Genomic DNA, 20,033 nt, shown 5'->3' with positions numbered 1-20,033 from the left:
TCAGCGGGTAACGCCCGCACCGAGGCAGCTCAGCGGGCGACGCCCGCCGAGACCTCCTCGTCGGCCGGCTCGTCGTCCTGGGCGCTCGGCCCGAGGGTGCGGCCGAACGCGATGAGCGTGCTCAGCGCCCCCACGAAGAGCACCCAGATGCCGTTGTCCACCCGCGAGGTGCCGAGCATCGTCTGGGCCACCGAGTCCGCCTCGCTGAGCGCGCCGGCCAGGTCGAGCAGCGAGTGCCCGCCGACCCGGATGATCACTTCGGTGAGCAGCAGGAACAGGCCGGGACCGGCGCCGGCGAGCAGGTACGCGGGCCACCGGAGCGCGGGCGCGGCCGGGTTCCGGCGGGCGGCGCGGCGGCGGGCCCAGGTCAGGTAGGCGAAGGCCAGCAGGCCGGCCACCAGCCCGGCGAGCAGCGACTCGGTGCGGGACACCCACTTGGCGGCGTTCACCAGGGACTCCTGCGTGTCGCCGGCGCCGAAGAGGTCGAAGAGCGGGTCGCGGGCCCGGCTGAAGGCGACCACGAAGATCAGTACGCCCAGCGCCGAGGCGACCACGGCACCGACCACCGGCGCGGAGCGTGCCCCGGCCACCGCGCCTCCGATGATCGCGGCGGCGACCGTGGTGCCGGCGATGACGTTGGTGGTGGCGGTGTCGGCGTAGGTGAGGTTGACGGCCACGGCGGCGGCGAGCCCGATCAGCAGGCCGGTGCCGGTGGCTGCGAGGAAGCGCAGGGTCGCGCGGTCTCTGACCCGGGACCCCAGCAGGTCGACGCCGAAGAGCGCGAACGCGGTGCCGGCCACCAGCGCCGCCGAGATCACGCCGGGCAGCGCGAAGGCGGAGAGGCTGATCGCGGTGATGCCCACCTCGGCCGAGTGGATCGCCTCCCGGGTGGACCAGAGCATCGCGGCGAGCCAGGCCAGGGACAGCAGTGCGAGCACGGTGACGCCGGGCACGGACGTACCCGCCGGCACGTCGGACGGGTCGGGCCCGTCCGCGTCGTCGTCGCCCGCGTCGGCGTCTCCCGCCGTGTCGTCGACGACCGGACCGCCGGCAGCCGAGCCGGAGGCCGCCGAACCCTCGGCCATCACGCCCTCGGCCTTCGAGCCGGCCGCCACGCCAGCGCTGGCCGGGGCCACGCCGTCCGCTGCGGCGGGCTCGGTGGCGGTGGTCGTAGCGGTGTCGCCGCCCGCGGGCTGGTCCGGCTCCGCGGCGTCGGGGCCGCCGGGCTGCTTGGTCATCGTCTTCCCTTCGCGGGGTCGGCAGGTCACCGACCACCCAGGGTAGCCGCCACCGTTCCCGGTGCTCCGCGCCGCCGGGGCGCGCGTCGAAGGGGCCGGTCGCGGACCCCGCCCACCACGCCGACGCGCCGGTCGCCGGCCGCGGCTACGGGGAGCGAGTCGATCACCGGGAGCACGCGCACCGGACGCGCGTCACAGGGCACCGACGGGGGAGCCGGCCGATCACCGGCGCGTGGGAGAATCGCGCCAGGTCCCGCCGCCGTGGCCGGTCATCCCGGGTGGCGTGCGGCGTCCGGCCGTCCGGTCGGTGCCCGCGGGTCCGGTTCCGCCACCGCTGTCGAGATCGCCAGGAGCCTTCATGGACGCCGTGTTCTCCGTACCCGAGCCGCGCAACGAGCCGGTACGCACCTACGAGCCGGGTAGCGCCGACCGGGAGCGGCTCCAGCGGCGGCTCACCGAGCTGGCCGCCGAGCGGATCGACCTGCCGATGACCATCGCCGGCGAACAGCGGATGGCCGGCGGCGAGCCGATCAACGTGGTGCAGCCGCACAAGCACGCCCACGTGCTCGGTGTCACGGGCCACGCCACCCACGACGACGCCCGCGCGGCGGTCAAGGCCGCGAAGGACGCCGCCCCGATGTGGCGGGCGCTGCCGTTCGAGGAGCGGGCCGCGATCTTCCTGCGTGCCGCCGAGCTGCTCTCCGGCCCGTGGCGGGACACGCTGAACGCGGCCACCATGCTCGGCCAGTCGAAGACCGTGGTGCAGGCGGAGATCGACGCGGCGTGCGAGTTCATCGACTTCCTCCGCTACAACGTCTACTTCGCGCGCAAGCTCCTCGCCGAGCAGCCGCTCTCGTCGGCCGGCACCTGGAACCGGTTCGACCACCGGCCGCTGGAGGGCTTCGTCTACGCGGTCACCCCGTTCAACTTCACGGCGATCGCCGGCAACCTGCCCTCGGCGCCGGCCCTGCTCGGCAACACCGTGGTCTGGAAGCCGGGCCCGACCCAGCAGTTCGCCGCGCACTTCACCATGCGGCTCTTCGAGGCGGCCGGCCTCCCGCCCGGCGTGATCAACATGGTCACCGGGCGCGGCGAGGAGGTCTCCGACGTGGCCCTGAGCGACCCGGACCTGGCCGGCATCCACTTCACCGGGTCCACGAAGGTGTTCCAGCACCTGTGGCGCACGGTGGGCGAGAACATCGCCCGCTACCGCGGCTACCCGCGACTGGTCGGGGAGACCGGCGGCAAGGACTTCGTGGTGGCGCACACCAGCGCCGACGTGGACGCGCTGCACACGGCGCTGATCCGGGGCGCGTACGAGTACCAGGGCCAGAAGTGCTCGGCGGCCTCCCGGGCGTACATCCCGCGGTCGATCTGGGAGGGCGGGCTGCGCGACCGGCTGGCCGCCACCGCCGACTCCCTGGCGTACGGGGACGTCACCGACTTCGCCAACTTCGGCGGCGCCGTGATCGACGACAAGGCGTTCGCCCGGCACACCGCCGCGCTGGAGCTGATCTCCGGCGACGACACCTGCCGGATCCTCGCCGGCGGCACCGCCGACGACTCGGTCGGCTACTTCGTGCGGCCGACCCTCTTCGAGTGCACGGACGCCGCACACGAGACGTTCACCACCGAGTACTTCGGCCCGATCCTCGGCGTGCACGTCTTCGACGACGCCCGCTTCGACGAGGTGGTGGCGCAGGCCGAGGCGATCGCGCCGTACGCGCTCACCGGGTCGATCTTCGCGACCGACCGCCAGGTGGTCGACCGGGTGGCGGAGACGATGCGGTACGCGGCCGGCAACTTCTACATCAACGACAAGCCGACCGGTGCCGTGGTCGGGCAGCAGCCGTTCGGCGGCGCCCGGGCCAGCGGCACGAACGACAAGGCGGGCTCCTGGCACAACCTGGTCCGCTGGATGTCGCCGCGGACGATCAAGGAGACGTTCGTCCCGCCGACCGACCACACCTACCCGCACATGGCCTGACCGCCGTCCGTCGAGGGGCCTCCTGCCGGGCAGGAGGCCCCTCGACGTCGGCGCCTCAACGGACTGTCGTCCGCCGACAGTGCACATTGGAAGTCCTGTCGGGTGGCAAACCGCCAAATCCTGGACGTCGCGTCGGCAAAGTGGCAGCGTAATGCCCATGGCGGATTCCGGAGTCAACCCCACTGCGGCGGCCCTCCTCGGGCTGCTGCACGAGGGGCCGATGACAGGCGGTCAGCTGATGGCCGCCGCTGAGCGCCGTCTGGCGCCGTACTGGTCGATGACCCGCAGCCAGGTCTACCGCGAGTTGCCGGTGCTGGCCGAACGGGGTCTGGTGCGGCTCGGCAAGCCGGGGCCGCGGTTGAGTCAGCCGTACGCGATCACTGCCGCCGGGAAACGGACATTCTCGAGGTGGTTGGCCGAAAACCCCGGGCGCGACACGATCCGCAACCCGATCGCCCTGCGGATGGCCTTCGGCAACCTGCACTCGGCGAGCCAGCTCAAGAACCTCTACGCCCAGGCCAACGAGTACCACACCGAGGCGCTGGCCCAGGTCCGCGAGCAGGTCAAGAACGCGAAGCGGGACGGCGAGACGTACGACGCGAGCGCCCTGGAGTTCGCCGTCGCCTACCACAAGGCGGCGCTGTCCTGGCTGAAGACCGCCCCCGTCGGGTGACCCCCGGCCGGATCTTTTCGCCGGACCGCGGGGCTCGCAGGCCCACGGGTCCGCCGTCGCAGTACGCTTGTCTGTCGTGACCGCTGCCGACATCGCCGAACAGCTCAAGGAACTCGACGCCACCCTGCGCAACATCGAGGCTGTCCTCGATCTCGACCGGCTGCGGGAGGACAAGGCCCGGCTGGAGCAGGAGGCCTCCGCACCGGATCTCTGGGACGACCAGGCCAAGGCGCAGGAGGTGACCTCCCGGCTGTCGTACGTCAACGGCGAGATCAGCAAGCTCTCCAGCCTGCGCTCCCGTCTCGACGACGCGCAGGTGCTGCTGGAGCTGGCCGAGGCGGAGTCCGACCCCGGCGTGCTCGCCGAGGTGGAGGGCGAGATCACCGGGCTGACCAAGGCCATCCAGGAGATGGAGGTGCGCACCCTCCTCTCCGGCGAGTACGACTCCCGGGAGGCCCTGGTCGCGATCCGCGCCGGCGCCGGCGGTGTGGACGCCGCGGACTTCGCCGAGATGCTGCTGCGGATGTACCTGCGCTGGGCGGAGCGGCACGGCTACCCGACCGAGGTCTACGAGACCTCGTACGCCGAGGAGGCGGGCCTCAAGTCGGCGACCTTCACGGTCAAGGTCCCCTACGCCTACGGCACGCTCAGTGTCGAGTCGGGCACCCACCGGCTGGTCCGGATCAGCCCGTTCGACAACCAGGGTCGTCGGCAGACCAGCTTCGCGGGCGTCGAGGTGCTGCCGGTCGTGGAGCAGACCGACCACATCGACATCCCCGAGAACGAGATGCGGATCGACGTCTACCGCTCCTCGGGCCCCGGTGGGCAGAGCGTCAACACCACCGACTCGGCCGTGCGGATCACGCACATTCCCACCGGGATCGTGGTGACCTGCCAGAACGAGAAGTCCCAGCTGCAGAACAAGGCGTCCGCGCTGCGGGTGCTCCAGGCCCGGCTGCTGGAGCGCAAGCGCCAGGAGGAGCAGGCGAAGCTGCAGGGCCTCAAGACCGAGGCGGCCGGCTCGTGGGGCGACCAGATGCGCTCGTACGTCCTGCACCCGTATCAGATGGTGAAGGATCTCCGAACCGAGCAGGAGACCGGCAATCCGAGCGCGGTCTTCGACGGCGATCTGGACGACTTCATCGAGGCCGGAATCCGTTGGCGTAAGCAGCGGGAGCTTGCCGGCGACAATGCGTGACGGCCCGTGGGCGCTGCGCGTCGTCGATCTCCGCACAACCGGCTAAATCGATGACGCGCTCCGCATCGGCGGGGCGTGGGGCTTGGCTCTCCGGTTACACCGCGTAGACTCACCACCCGTGATTCAGCTTGAGCAAGTGACGAAGACGTACCCGAAGGCGTCCCGGCCTTCGCTCGACAACGTGTCCGTCTCGATCGAGAAGGGCGAGTTCGTCTTCTTCATCGGTCCATCTGGCTCCGGCAAGTCCACCATCATCAAGATGCTGCTGCACGAGGTCAGCCCCAACAAGGGCCGCGTCGTGGTGAACGGCAAGGACGTCACGTCGATGCGGTCCTGGAAGCGACCACACTTCCGGCGCTCCATCGGCTGCGTGTTCCAGGACTTCCGGCTGCTGCCGAACCGCACCGCGTACGAGAACGTCGCGTTCGCCCTCGAGGTCATCGGCAAGACGAAGGCGGTCGCCCGCCGCGTCGTGCCCGAGGTGCTCGAGTTGGTCGGCCTCGGCGGCAAGGAGCACCGTTACCCGCACGAGCTCTCCGGTGGTGAGCAGCAGCGGGTCGCGGTCGCGCGGGCGTTCGTGAACCGTCCGCTCATCCTGCTCGCCGACGAGCCGACCGGAAACCTCGACCCGGACACCTCGATCGAGATCATGCGTCTGCTGGACCGGATCAACCGCACCGGCACGACCGTCGTGATGGTCACGCACGACTCCAACATCGTGAACCAGATGCGCCGCCGGGTCATCGAGATCGAGAGCGGCCGCATCGTGCGTGACCAGGCCCGCGGCGTCTACGGGTGAGCCGACCCTCCCACCCCTGCCGTACGACCTGACGACGAACACCTCATGCCGGAGACCCGGAGGAATTCCCGATGCGGATGAAGTACGTCCTGTCCGAGGTACTGGTCGGACTGTGGCGCAATGTGACCATGACCATCGCGATGATCATCACGATGGCGGTCTCCCTGACCATGCTCGGCGCCAGCGGTCTCATGTACCGCCAGGTCGACGACATGAAGGACCTCTACTACAAGAACATCCAGGTGTCGATCTTCCTGACCCAGGAGGTGTCCGAGCAGCAGCGCACCGACCTGGACGCCAAGTTGAAGAGCGACCCCCTGGTGAAGGAGGTCCTGTACGTCAACAAGGACGAGGCGTACAAGCGCTTCAAGGAGATGTACCAGGACGCGCCGGACCTGGTGAACGCCGTGAAGCCGGACCAGCTGCCCGAGTCGTTCCGGATCAAGCTGAACAACCCGGAGCAGTACAAGGACATCTACGACCAGTACAAGGACACCGAGGGGGTCGACGAGATCGTTGACCAGAGTCGTCTGCTCGACAAGATCTTCGACATCCTCACGGCGATCCAGAACATCGCGCTCGCGGCCGCGATCGTGATGGCCATCGCCGCCCTGTTGCTGGTCGCGAACACCATCCAGGTGGCCGCGTACAGCAAGCGGCGTGAGGTCGCGGTCATGAAGCTGGTCGGCGCGTCCAACTGGTTCATCCAGGCGCCGTTCGTGCTGGAGGCGGTGGTCGCCGGTCTGATCGGCGCGTTGCTGGGCCTGGTCGCCCTGATCCTGGCGAAGTATCTGCTCTTCGACGGATCACTGGAGGCGCTGCAGGGTCTGCTCTCGCCGGTCAGCTGGGGTGACATCCTCTTCGTCTTCCCGTTCATGGCTGTCGTCGGCGGGCTGGTCAGCGCCGTCACCGCCTGGGTGACGCTCCGCTTCTACCTGCGGGTCTAGTCGCCGTACGGGTCGTCCGGGCATCGTCGCCAGGGCCCTCCCGCGCCGGAATAAACGGCGCGGGAGGGCCCTTGTGATTCCGGTAGCATGATCTCCGCCGTCCGGCCGGGTCGCCCGGCCGCCGGCACGAACCGAAGGGAGGTGGCGCCGATGCCACGGGAAAAGGGACGTAAGGTCGTCGCCTCCAACCGCAAGGCGCGGCACGACTACGCCATCCTCGACACGTACGAGGCGGGCATGGCGCTGACCGGCACCGAGGTCAAGTCGCTGCGGGCCGGGCGTGCCTCACTGGTCGACGCGTTCGCGCAGGAGCGCAACGGCGAGCTCTACCTGCACGGCATGCACATCCCGGAGTACGTGCAGGGCACGTGGACCAACCACGAGCCGCGGCGTACGCGCAAGCTGCTGCTCAAGCGGCTGGAGATCGACCGGCTGATCGGCAAGACCCGCGAGGCCGGTCTGACCCTGGTGCCGTTGCAGGTCTACTTCTCCGACGGCTGGGCCAAGGTGGAGATCGGCCTGGCCAAGGGTAAGAAGTCGTACGACAAGCGGCAGGACCTCGCCAAGCGGGACGCGGACCGGGAGATCGCCCGGGTCTCGGGTCGGCGCGGCAAGGGCATGGATGACTGATCTGTCTGCTTCGTCCGGGTCGGCGTGCCGGGCCGGGGCTCGGGATGAAACCCGTTGCGGCAGGCGTTAGGCTAGACGGTGCTGCCGAACCGGCAGCCTGTCGAGGGGGTGACTGGTTTCGACTTCGTGCGTTGCGGCAGGGGAAGCGAGCCGAGGAAGCCGACGTCGTCTCGTGAATCGGTCGTCGGAAACCAATAAGCGCCAAGAACAATCGCGCTGACTTCGCTCTCGCCGCCTGAGGCGAGTAGCAAGTCTGTCGGCCTGGGAGTGCCTTCGACCCAGCTAGCCGGCATCAGCTAGGAGGCTGGCCAATCGGACCCGGTCGCGGGGTCCGTGCGGCGAGATCAATCAGCGACTGGGCCCGTCACACCGACTCGCTCGCGTGATCGGAGGGGCCGAGTAGAGGCACAGCGAGCTGCGCTCGGAGAAGCCCTGACAAGGCGGCGAAGGACCCGGGTTCGATTCCCGGCACCTCCACCACCAGGCTGTGCGCCCCGGTCCACCCGGACCGGGGCGCACGGTCGTCTCCGGGGCCCCGCGGGCCCCGGCCGTACCCTGTAACCGATGTGACCTGCGAGAACGATGGTGCCCACGGGACGGATGAGGCGACCCGGGCCTCTGGACAGGCGGCCACGACAGGTTCACCATCGGCGTACGCCTCAGACGCAGCGCGGGAGGTGCCCGATGGTCACCCAACCGATCCGGCAACCGTCAGCCGTCACCTGGGCGCCCCGGCCGCCCGCCGGTCGCCGGCCGCACCACGCCACCCTCCTCGGCGACCTGCACGGCCTCGCCCGGGCACTGGCCGTACCGCCCGGCGCGCCGCGCTGGCGGGAGCAGGTGCTGACCCGCCTGGTGCCGGTCCGCGAGGACTTCGCCGACCATGTGCGGGTCACCGAGGGACCCGGCGGCCTCTACGCCGAACTCCTCGCGCAGGCACCCCGGCTGGACCGCGGGGTGCGCCTGCTCACCCGGGAACACGCGGCGATCGCCGGGGTGCTCACCGCCCTCCAGCACGCCGCGGAGGTGCCCGGCGTGTCGGCGGACGAACTGCGCGGCCTGGCCGAGCATCTGCTGCGGACGTTCTCCCGGCACCGGCAGCGCGGCGCCGACCTGCTCTGGCAGGCGTACCAGACGGACCTCGGCGGCGAGACCTGACGAGGACGGGCCGCACCGGGAACCGGCCGGCCGGGCGGCCCGTCGAACCGGGCATGCGTCGATCAGCCGTCCTGCTGGGTCTGCCCCTGCTGATGCTGGCCGCCGGGTGCGCACCCGCCGGCTCCGAGCCCGCCGTCGCCCCGACCGGCCCCGTGGGCAGCACCAGCGTGGACCACCGTTCGGAGGCGTTCCACCAGCGGGCCGCGGAGGTGGCCGAGGCGTGGCGGCCGGGGCCCGCGTGGACCGGCGGGTACGTGCCGCTGGAGGGGCCGACCCTGCTCACCGGCGACCCGGGTTTCACCCCGGACACCGAGACCGCCTTCCGGGCCGGCTGGTACCGGGACCAGATCGCCCTTCCCGGCGAGCGGCCGGCCGACGGCGCCATCCGCTTCCCGGACGGCACGCTGACGGTCCCGCTGGTCAGCGCCGCCGAGGCGTACCGGCAACTGGACCAGGGCGACCCGCCGGTGTGCGAGGGGCGGCCGCAGGTGCCGCCGCTGCCGAAGGACGGGCCCACCATCGAGCCGGGACCGGACGGGTGGGCGACCAGCGCGCCGCAGTCCACCTGTACGCCGCTCACGGTCACCGGCGTGCGGCTCGGCACCGCGTCCGTGCTCACGAGCCGGGGCGAGGCGCAGGTGCCCGCGTGGCTGTTCACGGTGGACGAGCTGCGGAGCCCGGTTGCCCGACTGGCGGTCGCCCCCGAGGCGGTCGGCGCCGTGCCCGAGCCCAGCGCGCCCTCCCGACCGGCCCCCACCGGGTTCGTCGGCGCGCAGGACATCGAGTCGGTCGACGGCGTACGCCTCACGTACCGCCTGGGGGTTGGCGCCTGCGACACGGAGATCACGCCGATCGTGCAGGAGCACGACGGCGCGGTCGTGGTGGGCGGCCTGGTCACGACGAGCGCGGACGTCTGCACCGAGCAACTGAAGCTCGAACCGGTCACCGTCACGCTGAAGGCGCCACTGGGTGCCCGGCCGGTGCTGGACGTGCTCACCGGCACGCCGCTGCGGATCGCTCCGCGCTGAAATCGGCGCGCCGGCGAGCCGGAGGGCGTGCGCCGGGTGGCATCCGCGGCGTCAGATGATCCGTGGCAGGTCGGTGGTGATCGGTACCGGTAGGACGGTCGGCCCGTCCCGGCGCAGCGCGGTGGCGAGCGCGTCGCCGAGTTCCTCCGGGGTCTCCACCACGGCGGTCGCGCACCCGTACCCGGCGGCGACCGCCGTGATGTCGAGGCCGGGCAGGTCCAGCCCGGGCACGCCGGGCGTCTCCTTGAGCTCGGCGAACGCCTTGAGGATCGCGTACTGCTGGTTCACGGGCACCACGACGGCCAGCGGCAGCCGCAACCGCGCGGCGGTCCAGAGTGCCTGCACCGAGTAGTGGAAGGAGCCGTCACCGATCACCGCGACGACCGGCCGGCCGCGCCCCGTGTCCCGCTCGGCCAGCGCGACACCCACCGCGGCCGGCAGCCCGTACCCCAGGCCGCCGCTCGCCATCGTGAAGTACGACGAGGGCCGGGTGATCCGCAGCTGGCGGCGCAGCGCGGGCAGATTGGACGGGGTTTCCTGGACCAGCACCCCGCCGTCGGGCCAGTGGTGGGCCAGGGAGGCGAAGAGCGCGTCGGCGCTGAGCGGCCGGGTGATCTCCGGCGGTGTGGGCGCCGGGCGGGGCTCGGGCGGCGTCCGGTCCGTGGCGGGCAGCAGGTCGATGAGGGCCGCCAGGGCCAGCCCGGGGTCGGCGAGCAGGCTGTCGCCGACGGGCGCCCGGGCGGCCTCGTCCGGGTCGTCGGTGACGTGCAGCAGCCGGGCGCCGTCGGGCAGGTAGGCGCCCGGGACGTACGGGTAGTAGCGGAAGACCGGAGCGCCGACGACGAGCACCGTGTCGTGCCCGTGCAGGGCCTCGGCGAGCGGGCCGATGGCGAACGGCAGCACCCCACGGAAGTGCGGGTGGTCCTCGGGGAACCCGGCGCGCTCCGGTGCGGGGGCCGACCAGGCGGGTGCGGCCAACCGCTCGGCCAGCGACGCGGCGAGCGGCCAGCCGTCGGCGCGGTCCACCGCCGCACCGAAGACCAGAGCGGGGGAGCGGCTGGCGGCCAGTACGGCCGCGAAGTGGCCCAGTTGCTCCGGGTCGGGGGCGTACCGGGTGGCCACCGAGCGCAGGGGTGGTGGCGGGTCGGCGGGCTGCGCCCAGTCGTCCAGCGGCAACGAGAGGAAGACCGGGCCGGAGGGCGGCTGCACGGCGGTGGCGTACGCCCGCAGCAGCGCGGCCGGGATGTCCTGGGCGCGCACCGGCTCGTACGCCCACTTCACGTACGGCTGGGTGAGTTCGGCGGCGCGGCGGCTGGTCAGGCGGGGTTCGAGCAGCAGCATCTCCCGGCTCTGCTGGCCGGCGGTGAGGATGAGCGGGGTCTTGTTGTGCCAGGCGGTCACCAGGTTGCCCATGCCGTTGCCGGTGCCGGGGGCCGTGTGCAGGTTCACGTGCGCGGGCCGGCCGGTGGCCTGGGCGTACCCGTCGGCGATCCCCACCGCGGACGCCTCGTGCAGGGCCAGCACGTAGTGGAAGTCGGCCGGGAACTCCTGGAGGAACGGCTCCTCCGTCGAGCCAGGGTTGCCGAAGACGGTGGTCATGCCGAGGTCCCGCAGCAGGTCGTACGTCGTGTCCCGGACCGTTGCCATCGCCACCTGCCTCCGTGTCCGGCGCGTGCTGCGGCTCGCCGGAGGTGGCGGCCCCCGACCTCCCGAATCTATCGGGACAGGCCGGGCAGTTAGGGCGTTTCGCTGCTGTGTGCCGAGCGCCTCAGGGCAGCGTGAACGGCAACCGGATGCCGTCCAGCGCGTGACCGCAGGCGCAGTCCCGTTCGGTGGGCAGGGCGGCGAGCGCGTCCAGCAGCACGCCGCGCAGCCGGTCGGTGTTCTCGGCGAAGACCCGGAACACCTCCTCCTGGGTGACCGACTCGCCGACGGTCAGGCCGGCGTCCAGGTCGGTGACGAGCGCCACGGCGGAATAGCAGAGCGCCAACTCGCGGGCGAGGACGGCCTCCGGGTGCCCGGTCATGTTGACGACAGTGCCGCCGACCGCGGCGTACCAGCGGGACTCGGCGCGGGTCGAGAAGCGTGGACCCTCGACCACCACCACCGTGCCGCCGTCGACCGCCGGCACCCCCCGACCGGCCGCGGCGGCCAGCAGCGTACGGCGGCCGTCAGGGCAGTAGGGATCCGCGAACGGCACGTGCACCGCGCCCCGGTCGTAGTAGGTCTGCACGCGGCCGCTCGTGCGGTCGATCAGCTGGTCGGGCACGACGACGCTGCCCGGGCCGAGGTCCGGACGCAGCCCGCCGACGGCGCACGGCGCCAGCACCTGGCGTACGCCCAGCGACCGCAGCGCCCAGAGGTTGGCCCGGTACGGGATCAGGTGCGGCGGGTACCGGTGGTCCCTACCGTGGCGGGGCAGGAACGCCACCCGCCGGCCGCCGACCTCGGCGATCGTCACCACGTCCGACGGTGGCCCGTACGGGGTCTCCACCTCGTGCTCGGTGGCGCCGTCGAGGAGGGCGTAGAGACCGGAGCCGCCGATCACCGCGAGTTCAGCCGTCGGACCCATCGCCGCCGCCCCCTCTTCCGCACCCGATCACCGCCGGTCAGACCTTAACCACGACCGCAGCCGCAGGCTATGGTGCCAGGCATGGCGTTGACGGCGCGGGTACCGGACGATCCCGAGGGCGACTGTCCCGGTACCGCGGTGCACGGGTGACGGGTGGTGAGATGCAAGGAGAGGGCCAGGCGATCGGCGGGCGGGCCATGGAGTCGATGACGGGGCGGTTGCTGGTCGCGACTCCGGCGCTGAAGGACCCGAACTTCGACCGTACGGTGGTGCTGCTGGTGGCGCACGAGCCCGGCGGGGCGCTGGGCGTGGTGCTGAACCGCGCCACCGAGGTGCCGGTGGCCGACGTGCTCGGCGACTGGAGTGACCTGGCCCGCCACCCCGCCGTGCTCTTCGAGGGCGGCCCGGTGCAGCCCGACTCGGCCATCTGCCTGGCCCGGATGCGCCACCCCGTGAAGCGGCTCAAGGGCTTCCACCAGGTGTCCGGCGCCGTCGGCACCATCGACCTCTCGGTCGACCCGGAGCGCCTGCGGGAGAGCATCGGCGGCATCCGGGTCTTCGCCGGCTACTCCGGCTGGGGCTCGGGGCAGCTGGAGCAGGAGATCGAGGAGGGGTCCTGGTTCGTGCTCGACGCGCTGCCCGGTGACGCCTTCGTCGACCGGCCCGACGACCTGTGGCCGATGGTGCTGCGCCGGCAGGGCGGCATGATGGCCGCCGTGGCCCACTTCCCGCCGGACGTGGCGCTCAACTGAGGCCGGCTCGGGGGCGGCGCGGGGGTACCCCGCGAGGTGACCACGCCGGCCGGCATGTGTATAGTTTCGCCAGTGCCCGGGCGACCGGGACAACCGCAAGGGGCCGTGGCGCAGCTGGTAGCGCACCACACTGGCAGTGTGGGGGTCAGGGGTTCGAGTCCCCTCGGCTCCACCTTTGCGATCAGGGCGTTCGTCGGACACGACGGACGCCCTTCGTCATACCCGGCCACGCCCGCCGGCCGCAGCCCTCGGGCGCAGGGAGACCGGTGATCGACTCGACATCCTGGAAGTCGCGGCCTCCACCGCACCCGGACACCGCGACATACACGCAACCGAAGTCGATCAACCCGGCCGACCTGAACGCGGTCAGGGTGTCCGGCTCTCCCAGATCGGCTGCCGGGGCTCGTCGTTGTGCACGACGATGTCGGCGTGATCGGTCGGGCGGACCGTCGTGAAGTAGAGCTGTTGGGAGGGGATGTAACGCTCCCGCCAGCGCCGCTCGACGTCGGCCCGACATGACACCCGGTGCTCCCGGATCACGGCACGATTCACGGTCTTCTCGAGCGCGGTCGACACGAAGATGCGCAGATCCCACCGTTCAATCAGTTCCGGGCGCATGAGGAAGACGCCGTCGAAGATCAGCACGGCGTCGGCGGGGGCGGTGATGACCGGCGGGGACAGGACCGTATCCGCGGTGCGGTCGTACACCGCGTGTTGGAAGCGTCGATCTCCGCGCGGGCCGAGCGGATCGAGCAGGACCCGGTTCGGCGCGTCGTAGTCGTGGGCGTCGAAGTAGCAGCCTTCGGCCGAGTACTCGCCGCGCGGATAGCGCCGCGCCCGTGGGAACAGGAAGTCGTCGATCGTCGCGCGGATGACGTCGCGGCCCCGGGTGCGCAGGGCGACGGCCAGTTCGTCGGCGAGCGTCGTCTTGCCTGCGGCCGGCGGTCCGTCGATGGCGACCCGCGTCGGATGTGCCACGGTGACGGACCCGACTGCCTCAGCCAGGCGGCCGACCAGCTCGTCGCGGGTGCCGTGGTCCATGTCCTACCCGTTCTCGTTGCGCGGAAGGCCGCCATGTCGAGCCGACCTTATGCGCACCGGGCTCTTCGCGCGCGCCCCGGCTTCGGGTCAGGGCGCCGCTGGCGGGGCGGGCGGTGGCAGGAACCGTCCGCGCGTCACGGCCACGACCGACCGTACGGCGATGCCGCCGATCAGCGCCGAGATGGCCGCCAGCACCAGGAACGTGTAGACGCGGTGGCCGGGCGGTTGGGTGCCGCTGATCCAGTGCAGCGCGCTCGTGGCCACCGCCGACCAGGCGAACGTGAACGACCAGAAACTCGGACCGAAGCCGAGGCGCAGGTAGAGCGGCAGCAGCCGGATCTGCGCGAGCACCAGCAGCAGCCCGTACCCGAAGACCAGCATCACCCAGACGTCGATGCTCTCGCCGCTGCGGGCGAGGAGCGCGAGCCCGGCCAGGGCGGGGGGAGCCACCTCGATCGCGAGGGTCGGGACGAGCGTCGCCGGCAGCGTCGGCCGGGTGAACAGGCGGTTCAGGATCAGCGAGCCGAGGACGAGCCAGCAGATGAGGCCGAGCCCGAGCATGATGTCCGCCAGGGTGCGCTGCCCGACGGCGGAGGCGGCGATCGAGGCGATGAACCCGCCGGCGACCGTGGGCAGGAAGTAGCCGGGGTTGATCTGGTCGATGTCGATCCGGCCGTAGATCCACTGCCCGGTGATCCAACCGCCGTAGACGACGGTGAGGACCAGGAACACGTCGACGAGGACCCGCCCGACGCCGAGGGCGTACGGCACGACGCCCTGCGCGGCGAGCAGCGTCGGGGTGATCACGGCGAGTGAGACGAACGGGCCGGCGATCGGGTCCACCATGTCGCCGACGAGGGCTCTCGGTTTCGGCAGGGTGTACGCCGCGTAGGCCACCAGCACGGCGAGCCAGGTCAGTGCCGCGAGCGCGAGCAGGCCGTTGCCGACCCAGGTCGGCACGGTGCCGTTGCGTCCGCTCACGATCCAGGTGTTGCCCAGGCCGGCGAGGCCGAAGGGGATGCCGAAGAAGTTCGGCGGAATCCGGACGGCGGCCACCTGGCACCTCATTCTCCGAGGCTCGGCGCTCGGGATTCCATCCTGACCGGTGCCCGGACCGCCGCACGATCGATTCGGTCAATCGCCGTGGCGGCTCACTAGCATGGGCACCATGACCGTAGATCTGTTCGCGGGCATCCCCGTGCGCGACTACCACGCCGCGGCGGCCTGGTACGAGCAACTTCTCGGCACCCCACCGGCGTTCCTGCCGAACGACGTCGAGGCGGTGTGGGAGCTGGCCGACCACCGGTTCGTGTACATCGAGGTGCGCCCCGAGCACGCCGGACACGCCCTGCACACCGTCTTCGTGGACGACTTCGACGCCCGCCTCGCCGGGATCGCCGAGCGCGGCTTGGAGCCGGCCGAGCGGGAGACGTACGCCAACGGCGTCCGCAAGGCCATCTACCGCGACCCGGACGGCAACGAGATCGGGTTCGGCGGCGGGCCGGCCTGACCCGGCACGGGGCCCGCCCGCCCCGGATCCGCTCTCCCGCGCCGTTTCGCCTGGATAAGGTGGCTTCGGAGGCGCCGCCCGTCGGTCTCGCGACGGCGTTCGCCGGCCAGTGCGGTCGCGCGCAGTCGAGGATCTGGTGGTGATCGGCGGTGAACCGATCGGCTCGGCCGGACGATCCGGGCGGAGGCGGACAGCGCCACCCCGGCCCGCACCTGCCCGCGCAGCCGGCGGGGAGCCAGCCGCTCCTCGGCCTGGCCGGGCTGACGTTCGTCGTACCGTTCTTCTTCCTGCTCGCGTCCGCGCTCGGCGGTGCGGAGCCGTCCTTGCTCGTGCTCGGCCCGCTGACCACGTTCGCGCTGCCGATGATCGCCACCGTCGCGTTCTGGTGGCAGGACTGGCCCGGCAGCCGCCTGCGGCCCGGCTGGTCGGGCCTCACCGACACGGTCGTCATCGGCGTCGGCGCCGTGGTGCTGACTATCCTCGGTCAGGCGGTGACCAGTCGTGTGGACCTGCGCGGCATGTTCGACCCCGACCCCGGGCCGGGACATCCGCCGACCTTCCCCGTGACGCTCGCCCTGGGCGCGGCGGCGTTCACGATCATCCTGCAGCTGACCCTCGTCTGTGAGGGCTGGCCGGTCCGTCGGCTCGGGTGGTTCCGCGGTGGCGTCGTGGCGCTGGCCTTCTCGGTGGCCGTCGCGGTCGTCGCGTACCTCCTCCTGGTCAACCTGGACGACGTGCCGGCGGCGCTGCGCGCGGCCCAGCGGCTGCGCAACCCGGGCGGGCCGGTCCCCATCGCCACGTACAGCGCCGTGCTGCTCCTCCTCGGCGTGTGGCAGGTGCTCCTCTTCGTGTCCCTGCGGGGCTGGCCCCTCACGCTGATCCGCCGGCCCGGCGTCCGGCTGGCCGCCCGCAACGCGGTGGTCCTGGCCGGCACCGTGGCGAGCTTCCCGCTGCTGTGGTGGGCGACCGGTGGGGACGTCGACCGCGTCAACGCCGTCTGCGGCGTGCTGATCGCGGCCGCGCTGCTGGTGTCGATGCTGTTCGACAACTGGCCGGCGACCCGGCTGCACGGGCGGGCCGGGCGCCTCGGCGTCCTGCCGCTGGTCGCGGCCGTGGCCGTGGTGCTGTACCTCGCCTTGTCCGCCTACGCCGAGGGGATCGACTGGGCCCGCACCACCGCCGACGGCTGGGTGGCCCTCGCCGCGCTGAACTACCTGTCGCTCGGGGTGGTCGTGCACGTCGCCGTCTGGCGGCGGTGGCCGGTGCTGCTCACCGCGGCGCGGTGACGCCACCGGCAACGAGGAGGCCGCGCGGTGGCCGCGCGGCGGGTCGGAGCCGACCCACCGCTCACGGTGGCGTCGACCGGTGCTCGTCCCGGGCCGCGGGTCGGGCGGGGGCGCTGAGGCTGCCGAGGAGCCGCAGCAGCTCCGCGTTCCGGCTGCCCGGCTCGGCGTGGAACACCACGAGGACGAGGCCGTCCGTGCCACCGACGGCGAGCTTGTTCGACTGGAGTTCGATGTCGCCCACCTGCGGGTGGGTCAACCGCAGGGTGTGACCGCGCTGTGGCCGTACGTCGTGGCGCGCCCACAGCTGCCGGAACCGCTCGCTGCGCACGGACAGCTCGCCGACCAGTTCGGTCAACCGCGGGTCGTTGACGTCGGGTCCCGCGAGCCCGCGCAGGATGGCGACGCCGTCCTCGGTGGTCGCCTCCCAGTCACGCCGCAGCTCCCGCTCGGCGGGGTCGAGGAAGGTCGTCTCCAGCAGGTTCACGCCGACCGCGTAGTTCGGGGACAGGGCCGTCGCCAGCGGGTTGACGGCCAGAACGTCGAAGAACCGGTTCTGCACGTACGCCGGGTTGTCCGTCCACCCGTTGATGAGCTGGAGGATGCTCGCGGGCACGCGCGCAGGTGCCGGCCGGCGGGCCCGCGCCGCGCGCGCCCGGCCGCCCGCCGCGGCCCGGCCGAGGCCGATCAGGTACGCGGTCGCGTCGGCGTCCAGGCGCAGGACCCGGGCCAACGCCTCCAGGACCTGCAGCGACGGGCTGCGGTCGCGGCCCTGCTCCAGACGCAGGTAGTAGTCCGAGCTGATGCCGGCGAGAAGGGCCACCTCCTCCCGGCGCAGCCCGGGGACGCGCCGCAGGCCGCCGGAGCCCAGGCCGACGTCCTCCGGTCGGACCAGTTCCCGCCGGGCGCGAAGGAAGTCGCCGAGCGCGTTGCTGCCGTCCATGTCACCCACGGTAGTTCCGCTCGCGTGCGAGTGACTGGTCCTCGTGATCCCAGGAAGACCGGGGCTCGGTCACATCGGCGGGTGGCGTCGAAGACTCGACGACGACGACTGGACGACGAAACGAAGGAAGGTCCGGCATGACCATCACGCTGGTCACGGGCGGTAACCGGGGTCTCGGCCGCGAGACGGTACGGCAACTCGCCGGCCTCGGCCACACCGTCTACCTGGGCGCCCGCGACGTGGCGCTCGGCCGGGAGGCTGCCGCCGAACTCGGCGCGCGGTTCGTACCGCTGGACGTCACCGACGACGACTCGGTCGCCGCTGCCGTGGACGCGGTGCGGCGGGCGGAGGGACGGCTCGACGTACTGATCAACAACGCGGGGATCTTCGAGGGCATGGTCGGGGCGGAGGAGGCCGACGTGGCCACGCTGCGGCGGGTGTTCGAGGTGAACGTGTTCGGCGCGGTGCGGGTCACCCGTGCGTTCCTGCCGCTGCTGCGGGCCTCGGCGGCGCCGGTGATCGTCAACGTCAGCTCGACGCTCGGCTCGTTCGGCGTGGTCACCGACGCCGGACGTCACGAGTCTGCCTTCGTGCTCCCCGTGTACGGCTCGGCGAAGGCCGCGCTCAACATGCTGACCGTGCAGTACGCGAAGGGTCTGCCCGGCATCCGCGTCAACGCGGTCGAGCCGGGTCTCACGGCGACGGATCTGCACGGCCTCAGCGGGCCCGGCATCCAGCCCGTCGAGCAGGGAGCAAAAACCATCGTCCAGGCGGCCACAGCAGCCCCCGAGACCCCGACCGGAACCTTCACCGACGCCAAGGGCCCCCTGCCGTGGTAGCCCCTCCCCCGCGATCTTGCACTTTCTGCCCCGACATAACGGTCAGACCGGGGCATAACAAGGGCCGAAACTGCAAGATCGCGGGGGATAGGGGGCGGGGACGCGCGGGAACGCGAAACGGCGCCGTCGCGGTAGCGACGGCGCCGTTTCATGCCAGTGTCAGCCCTGGCGGCCCTTCCAGTGCGGGTTCGCGCGGTTCACCACGACCACCCGGCCGTGGCGGCGTACCACCACCGAACCCGGCTTCTGCTTCAGCGACCGCAGGGAGCTGCGTACCTTCATGTCTGCCTCTCCTCGGCTCGGGACCTGCCTCGTGCCGTACGGCATGGTCAACGCCCGCCCGGGCCCCGGGATTCCCGCGCCGACGTCAGCCGAGCAGGCTGTCGATCTCGGCCAGCTCCTCGCCCGTGAAGTCGAGATTGTCCAGCGCCCCGACGTTCCCCTCCAACTGCTCCACGCTGCTCGCCCCGATGATCAGGCTGGTCATCCGGGGGTCACGCAGCGCCCAGGCGAGGGCGAGCTGCGCCAGCGACTGGCCGCGCCGCTCGGCGATCGCGGCCAGCCCGCGGATGGTGTCCAGCCGCTCCGGGCTGAGGTCGCTCTCGTTGAGGAACACGCTGGTGCGTACGCGGGAGTCGGCCGGGATGCCGCCGAGGTAGCGGTCGGTGAGCAGCCCCTGGGCCAGCGGGCTGTACGCGATGCAGCCGGCGCCGGCCTGCTCCAGCGTGGCCAGCAGGCCGTCGGCCTCGGTCCACCGGTTGAACATCGAGTAGGCGGGCTGGTTGATGAGCAGCGGCGTACCCAGGTCGCGCAGGATCGCCGCGGCCCGAGCGGTCTGCTCGGAGTTGTAGTTCGAGACGCCCACGTAGAGCGCCTTGCCGGAGCGGACGATGGCGTCCAGCGCGCCCATCGTCTCCTCCAGCGGGGTGTCCGGGTCGAACCGGTGCGAGTAGAAGATGTCGACGTAGTCCAGGCCCATGCGGGACAGCGACTGGTCGAGCGAGGAGATCAGGTACTTGCGGGAGCCCCATTCGCCGTACGGGCCGGGCCACATGAGGTAGCCGGCCTTGCTGGAGATGACCAGCTCGTCCCGGTACGGCTTCAGGTCGGTGGCGAGCATCCGGCCGAAGTTCTCCTCGGCCGCTCCCGGCGGCGGGCCGTAGTTGTTGGCCAGGTCGAAGTGCGTGACACCGAGGTCGAACGCGCGGCGGACGATGGCCCGCTGCCGCTCGAACGGACGGTCCGGCCCGAAGTTGTGCCACAGGCCGAGGGAGATGGCGGGCAGCCGTAGGCCACTGCGCCCGCTGCGCCGGTAGGTCATGGTGTCGTAGCGGTCTTCCGCGGCGAGGTAGGTCACGATCATGAGCGTACGCGCGGCCCGTCCGGTCGCCGTGCCCCGCGTCACCCGGGCGGTCGGCCGGGAGTTGACCACCAC

The 20,033-nt window shown here is 71.8% G+C and carries 20 protein-coding genes, 1 tRNA gene and 1 other RNA gene; 14 read left to right on the top strand and 8 right to left on the bottom strand.

The genetic code is table 11. The features are described from left to right. Nucleotides 1-29: 29 nt before the first annotated feature. Nucleotides 30-1,238, bottom strand: coding sequence for a hypothetical protein (locus tag D7193_RS06640; protein ID WP_120778424.1), 1,209 nt, complete (start codon nt 1,236-1,238; stop codon nt 30-32). Nucleotides 1,239-1,596: 358 nt separating this feature from the next. Between D7193_RS06640 and pruA the strand changes: the two genes are divergently transcribed. The 9 genes from pruA to D7193_RS06595 all read left to right on the top strand — a co-directional run bounded on the left by pruA (nt 1,597) and on the right by D7193_RS06595 (nt 9,658). Next, nucleotides 1,597-3,225, top strand: a complete 1,629-nt coding sequence (gene pruA / locus D7193_RS06635; RefSeq protein WP_120778423.1) for an L-glutamate gamma-semialdehyde dehydrogenase — start codon at nt 1,597-1,599, stop codon at nt 3,223-3,225. A 157-nt stretch (nt 3,226-3,382) separates the two neighbouring features. Continuing rightward, complete coding sequence (locus D7193_RS06630) at nt 3,383-3,898, top strand: PadR family transcriptional regulator (protein ID WP_120778422.1); 516 nt, start codon at nt 3,383-3,385, stop codon at nt 3,896-3,898. Nucleotides 3,899-3,974: 76 nt separating this feature from the next. After that, nucleotides 3,975-5,096, top strand: a complete 1,122-nt coding sequence (gene prfB, locus D7193_RS06625) for a peptide chain release factor 2 (protein ID WP_120778421.1) — start codon at nt 3,975-3,977, stop codon at nt 5,094-5,096. Between the two features lie 118 nt (nt 5,097-5,214). Beyond that, nucleotides 5,215-5,895, top strand: a complete 681-nt coding sequence (gene ftsE, locus D7193_RS06620) for a cell division ATP-binding protein FtsE (RefSeq protein WP_091083937.1) — start codon at nt 5,215-5,217, stop codon at nt 5,893-5,895. A gap of 71 nt (nt 5,896-5,966) precedes the next feature. After that, entirely contained in the window at nt 5,967-6,842 is an 876-nt protein-coding gene (gene ftsX, locus D7193_RS06615) for a permease-like cell division protein FtsX (RefSeq protein ID WP_120778420.1), read from the top strand. A gap of 150 nt (nt 6,843-6,992) precedes the next feature. After that, a complete protein-coding gene (gene smpB, locus D7193_RS06610; protein WP_120779303.1) occupies nt 6,993-7,472 on the top strand; it encodes an SsrA-binding protein SmpB in 480 nt (159 codons plus the stop codon). A 104-nt stretch (nt 7,473-7,576) separates the two neighbouring features. Beyond that, nucleotides 7,577-7,952: a transfer-messenger RNA gene (gene ssrA / locus D7193_RS06605) on the top strand. 204 nt (nt 7,953-8,156) lie between these two features. Continuing rightward, nucleotides 8,157-8,630, top strand: coding sequence for a hemerythrin domain-containing protein (locus tag D7193_RS06600; protein WP_120778419.1), 474 nt, complete (start codon nt 8,157-8,159; stop codon nt 8,628-8,630). Between the two features lie 53 nt (nt 8,631-8,683). Next, nucleotides 8,684-9,658: a hypothetical protein gene (locus D7193_RS06595; protein ID WP_120778418.1), complete on the top strand. Its 975-nt coding sequence runs from the start codon at nt 8,684-8,686 to the stop codon at nt 9,656-9,658. A gap of 51 nt (nt 9,659-9,709) precedes the next feature. Here D7193_RS06595 and mdlC read toward each other — a convergent pair whose 3' ends face one another. Together mdlC and D7193_RS06585 are read right to left on the bottom strand one after the other, a co-directional pair. Next, the gene (mdlC, locus tag D7193_RS06590; protein WP_206611849.1) at nt 9,710-11,305 is read right to left on the bottom strand and encodes a benzoylformate decarboxylase; all 1,596 of its coding nucleotides are present in this window, start codon (nt 11,303-11,305) and stop codon (nt 9,710-9,712) included. A gap of 121 nt (nt 11,306-11,426) precedes the next feature. Continuing rightward, nucleotides 11,427-12,230, bottom strand: coding sequence for an S-methyl-5'-thioadenosine phosphorylase (locus D7193_RS06585; RefSeq protein ID WP_120778416.1), 804 nt, complete (start codon nt 12,228-12,230; stop codon nt 11,427-11,429). A gap of 161 nt (nt 12,231-12,391) precedes the next feature. Here D7193_RS06585 and D7193_RS06580 point away from each other — a divergent pair, with 161 nt between their 5' ends. Beyond that, on the top strand, nt 12,392-12,982 hold the full coding sequence (locus D7193_RS06580; RefSeq protein ID WP_120779302.1) for a YqgE/AlgH family protein: 591 nt from the start codon (nt 12,392-12,394) through the stop codon (nt 12,980-12,982). 99 nt (nt 12,983-13,081) lie between these two features. Then, nucleotides 13,082-13,154, top strand: a tRNA-Ala gene (locus D7193_RS06575). A gap of 194 nt (nt 13,155-13,348) precedes the next feature. Here the strand turns inward: D7193_RS06575 and D7193_RS06570 are convergent. Together D7193_RS06570 and D7193_RS06565 are read right to left on the bottom strand one after the other, a co-directional pair. Then, nucleotides 13,349-14,023 (bottom strand): cytidylate kinase family protein, encoded by a 675-nt coding sequence (locus tag D7193_RS06570; protein ID WP_120778415.1) that lies wholly within the window; start codon nt 14,021-14,023, stop codon nt 13,349-13,351. 87 nt (nt 14,024-14,110) lie between these two features. Then, a complete protein-coding gene (locus D7193_RS06565) occupies nt 14,111-15,091 on the bottom strand; it encodes an SLAC1 family transporter (protein ID WP_120778414.1) in 981 nt (326 codons plus the stop codon). 100 nt (nt 15,092-15,191) lie between these two features. Between D7193_RS06565 and D7193_RS06560 the strand changes: the two genes are divergently transcribed. Both D7193_RS06560 and D7193_RS06555 read left to right on the top strand, forming a co-directional pair. Next, the gene (locus D7193_RS06560; RefSeq protein ID WP_120779301.1) at nt 15,192-15,533 is read left to right on the top strand and encodes a VOC family protein; all 342 of its coding nucleotides are present in this window, start codon (nt 15,192-15,194) and stop codon (nt 15,531-15,533) included. A gap of 149 nt (nt 15,534-15,682) precedes the next feature. Continuing rightward, nucleotides 15,683-16,819: a hypothetical protein gene (locus D7193_RS06555; protein ID WP_120778413.1), complete on the top strand. Its 1,137-nt coding sequence runs from the start codon at nt 15,683-15,685 to the stop codon at nt 16,817-16,819. 61 nt (nt 16,820-16,880) lie between these two features. Here D7193_RS06555 and D7193_RS06550 read toward each other — a convergent pair whose 3' ends face one another. Beyond that, entirely contained in the window at nt 16,881-17,759 is an 879-nt protein-coding gene (locus tag D7193_RS06550) for a helix-turn-helix domain-containing protein (protein ID WP_120778412.1), read from the bottom strand. A 137-nt stretch (nt 17,760-17,896) separates the two neighbouring features. Between D7193_RS06550 and D7193_RS06545 the strand changes: the two genes are divergently transcribed. Beyond that, on the top strand, nt 17,897-18,598 hold the full coding sequence (locus D7193_RS06545; protein WP_120778411.1) for an SDR family NAD(P)-dependent oxidoreductase: 702 nt from the start codon (nt 17,897-17,899) through the stop codon (nt 18,596-18,598). Nucleotides 18,599-18,757: 159 nt separating this feature from the next. Here D7193_RS06545 and D7193_RS06540 read toward each other — a convergent pair whose 3' ends face one another. Next, complete coding sequence (locus D7193_RS06540) at nt 18,758-18,880, bottom strand: 50S ribosomal protein L36 (RefSeq protein ID WP_120778410.1); 123 nt, start codon at nt 18,878-18,880, stop codon at nt 18,758-18,760. Between the two features lie 85 nt (nt 18,881-18,965). Further along, on the bottom strand, nt 18,966-19,961 hold the full coding sequence (mgrA, locus tag D7193_RS06535; RefSeq protein ID WP_120779300.1) for an L-glyceraldehyde 3-phosphate reductase: 996 nt from the start codon (nt 19,959-19,961) through the stop codon (nt 18,966-18,968). Nucleotides 19,962-20,033 lie beyond the last annotated feature (72 nt).

The sequence above is a fragment of the Micromonospora costi genome (genome assembly GCF_003626655.1).
GTDB classification, from domain to species: domain Bacteria; phylum Actinomycetota; class Actinomycetes; order Mycobacteriales; family Micromonosporaceae; genus Micromonospora; species Micromonospora costi.
This window is presented reverse-complemented; position numbering and strand designations above follow the sequence as displayed.

Coding starts and splice junctions, on each gene's coding strand:
- D7193_RS06640 (WP_120778424.1), bottom strand. CDS start 1,238: ATGACCAAGCAGCCCGGCGGCCCCGACGCCGCGGAGCCGGACCAGCCC.
- pruA (WP_120778423.1), top strand. CDS start 1,597: ATGGACGCCGTGTTCTCCGTACCCGAGCCGCGCAACGAGCCGGTACGC.
- D7193_RS06630 (WP_120778422.1), top strand. CDS start 3,383: ATGGCGGATTCCGGAGTCAACCCCACTGCGGCGGCCCTCCTCGGGCTG.
- ftsX (WP_120778420.1), top strand. CDS start 5,967: ATGCGGATGAAGTACGTCCTGTCCGAGGTACTGGTCGGACTGTGGCGC.
- smpB (WP_120779303.1), top strand. CDS start 6,993: ATGCCACGGGAAAAGGGACGTAAGGTCGTCGCCTCCAACCGCAAGGCG.
- D7193_RS06600 (WP_120778419.1), top strand. CDS start 8,157: ATGGTCACCCAACCGATCCGGCAACCGTCAGCCGTCACCTGGGCGCCC.
- D7193_RS06595 (WP_120778418.1), top strand. CDS start 8,684: ATGCGTCGATCAGCCGTCCTGCTGGGTCTGCCCCTGCTGATGCTGGCC.
- mdlC (WP_206611849.1), bottom strand. CDS start 11,305: ATGGCAACGGTCCGGGACACGACGTACGACCTGCTGCGGGACCTCGGC.
- D7193_RS06585 (WP_120778416.1), bottom strand. CDS start 12,230: ATGGGTCCGACGGCTGAACTCGCGGTGATCGGCGGCTCCGGTCTCTAC.
- D7193_RS06580 (WP_120779302.1), top strand. CDS start 12,392: ATGCAAGGAGAGGGCCAGGCGATCGGCGGGCGGGCCATGGAGTCGATG.
- D7193_RS06570 (WP_120778415.1), bottom strand. CDS start 14,023: ATGGACCACGGCACCCGCGACGAGCTGGTCGGCCGCCTGGCTGAGGCA.
- D7193_RS06565 (WP_120778414.1), bottom strand. CDS start 15,091: ATGAGGTGCCAGGTGGCCGCCGTCCGGATTCCGCCGAACTTCTTCGGC.
- D7193_RS06560 (WP_120779301.1), top strand. CDS start 15,192: ATGACCGTAGATCTGTTCGCGGGCATCCCCGTGCGCGACTACCACGCC.
- D7193_RS06550 (WP_120778412.1), bottom strand. CDS start 17,759: ATGGACGGCAGCAACGCGCTCGGCGACTTCCTTCGCGCCCGGCGGGAA.
- D7193_RS06545 (WP_120778411.1), top strand. CDS start 17,897: ATGACCATCACGCTGGTCACGGGCGGTAACCGGGGTCTCGGCCGCGAG.
- D7193_RS06540 (WP_120778410.1), bottom strand. CDS start 18,880: ATGAAGGTACGCAGCTCCCTGCGGTCGCTGAAGCAGAAGCCGGGTTCG.
- mgrA (WP_120779300.1), bottom strand. CDS start 19,961: ATGATCGTGACCTACCTCGCCGCGGAAGACCGCTACGACACCATGACC.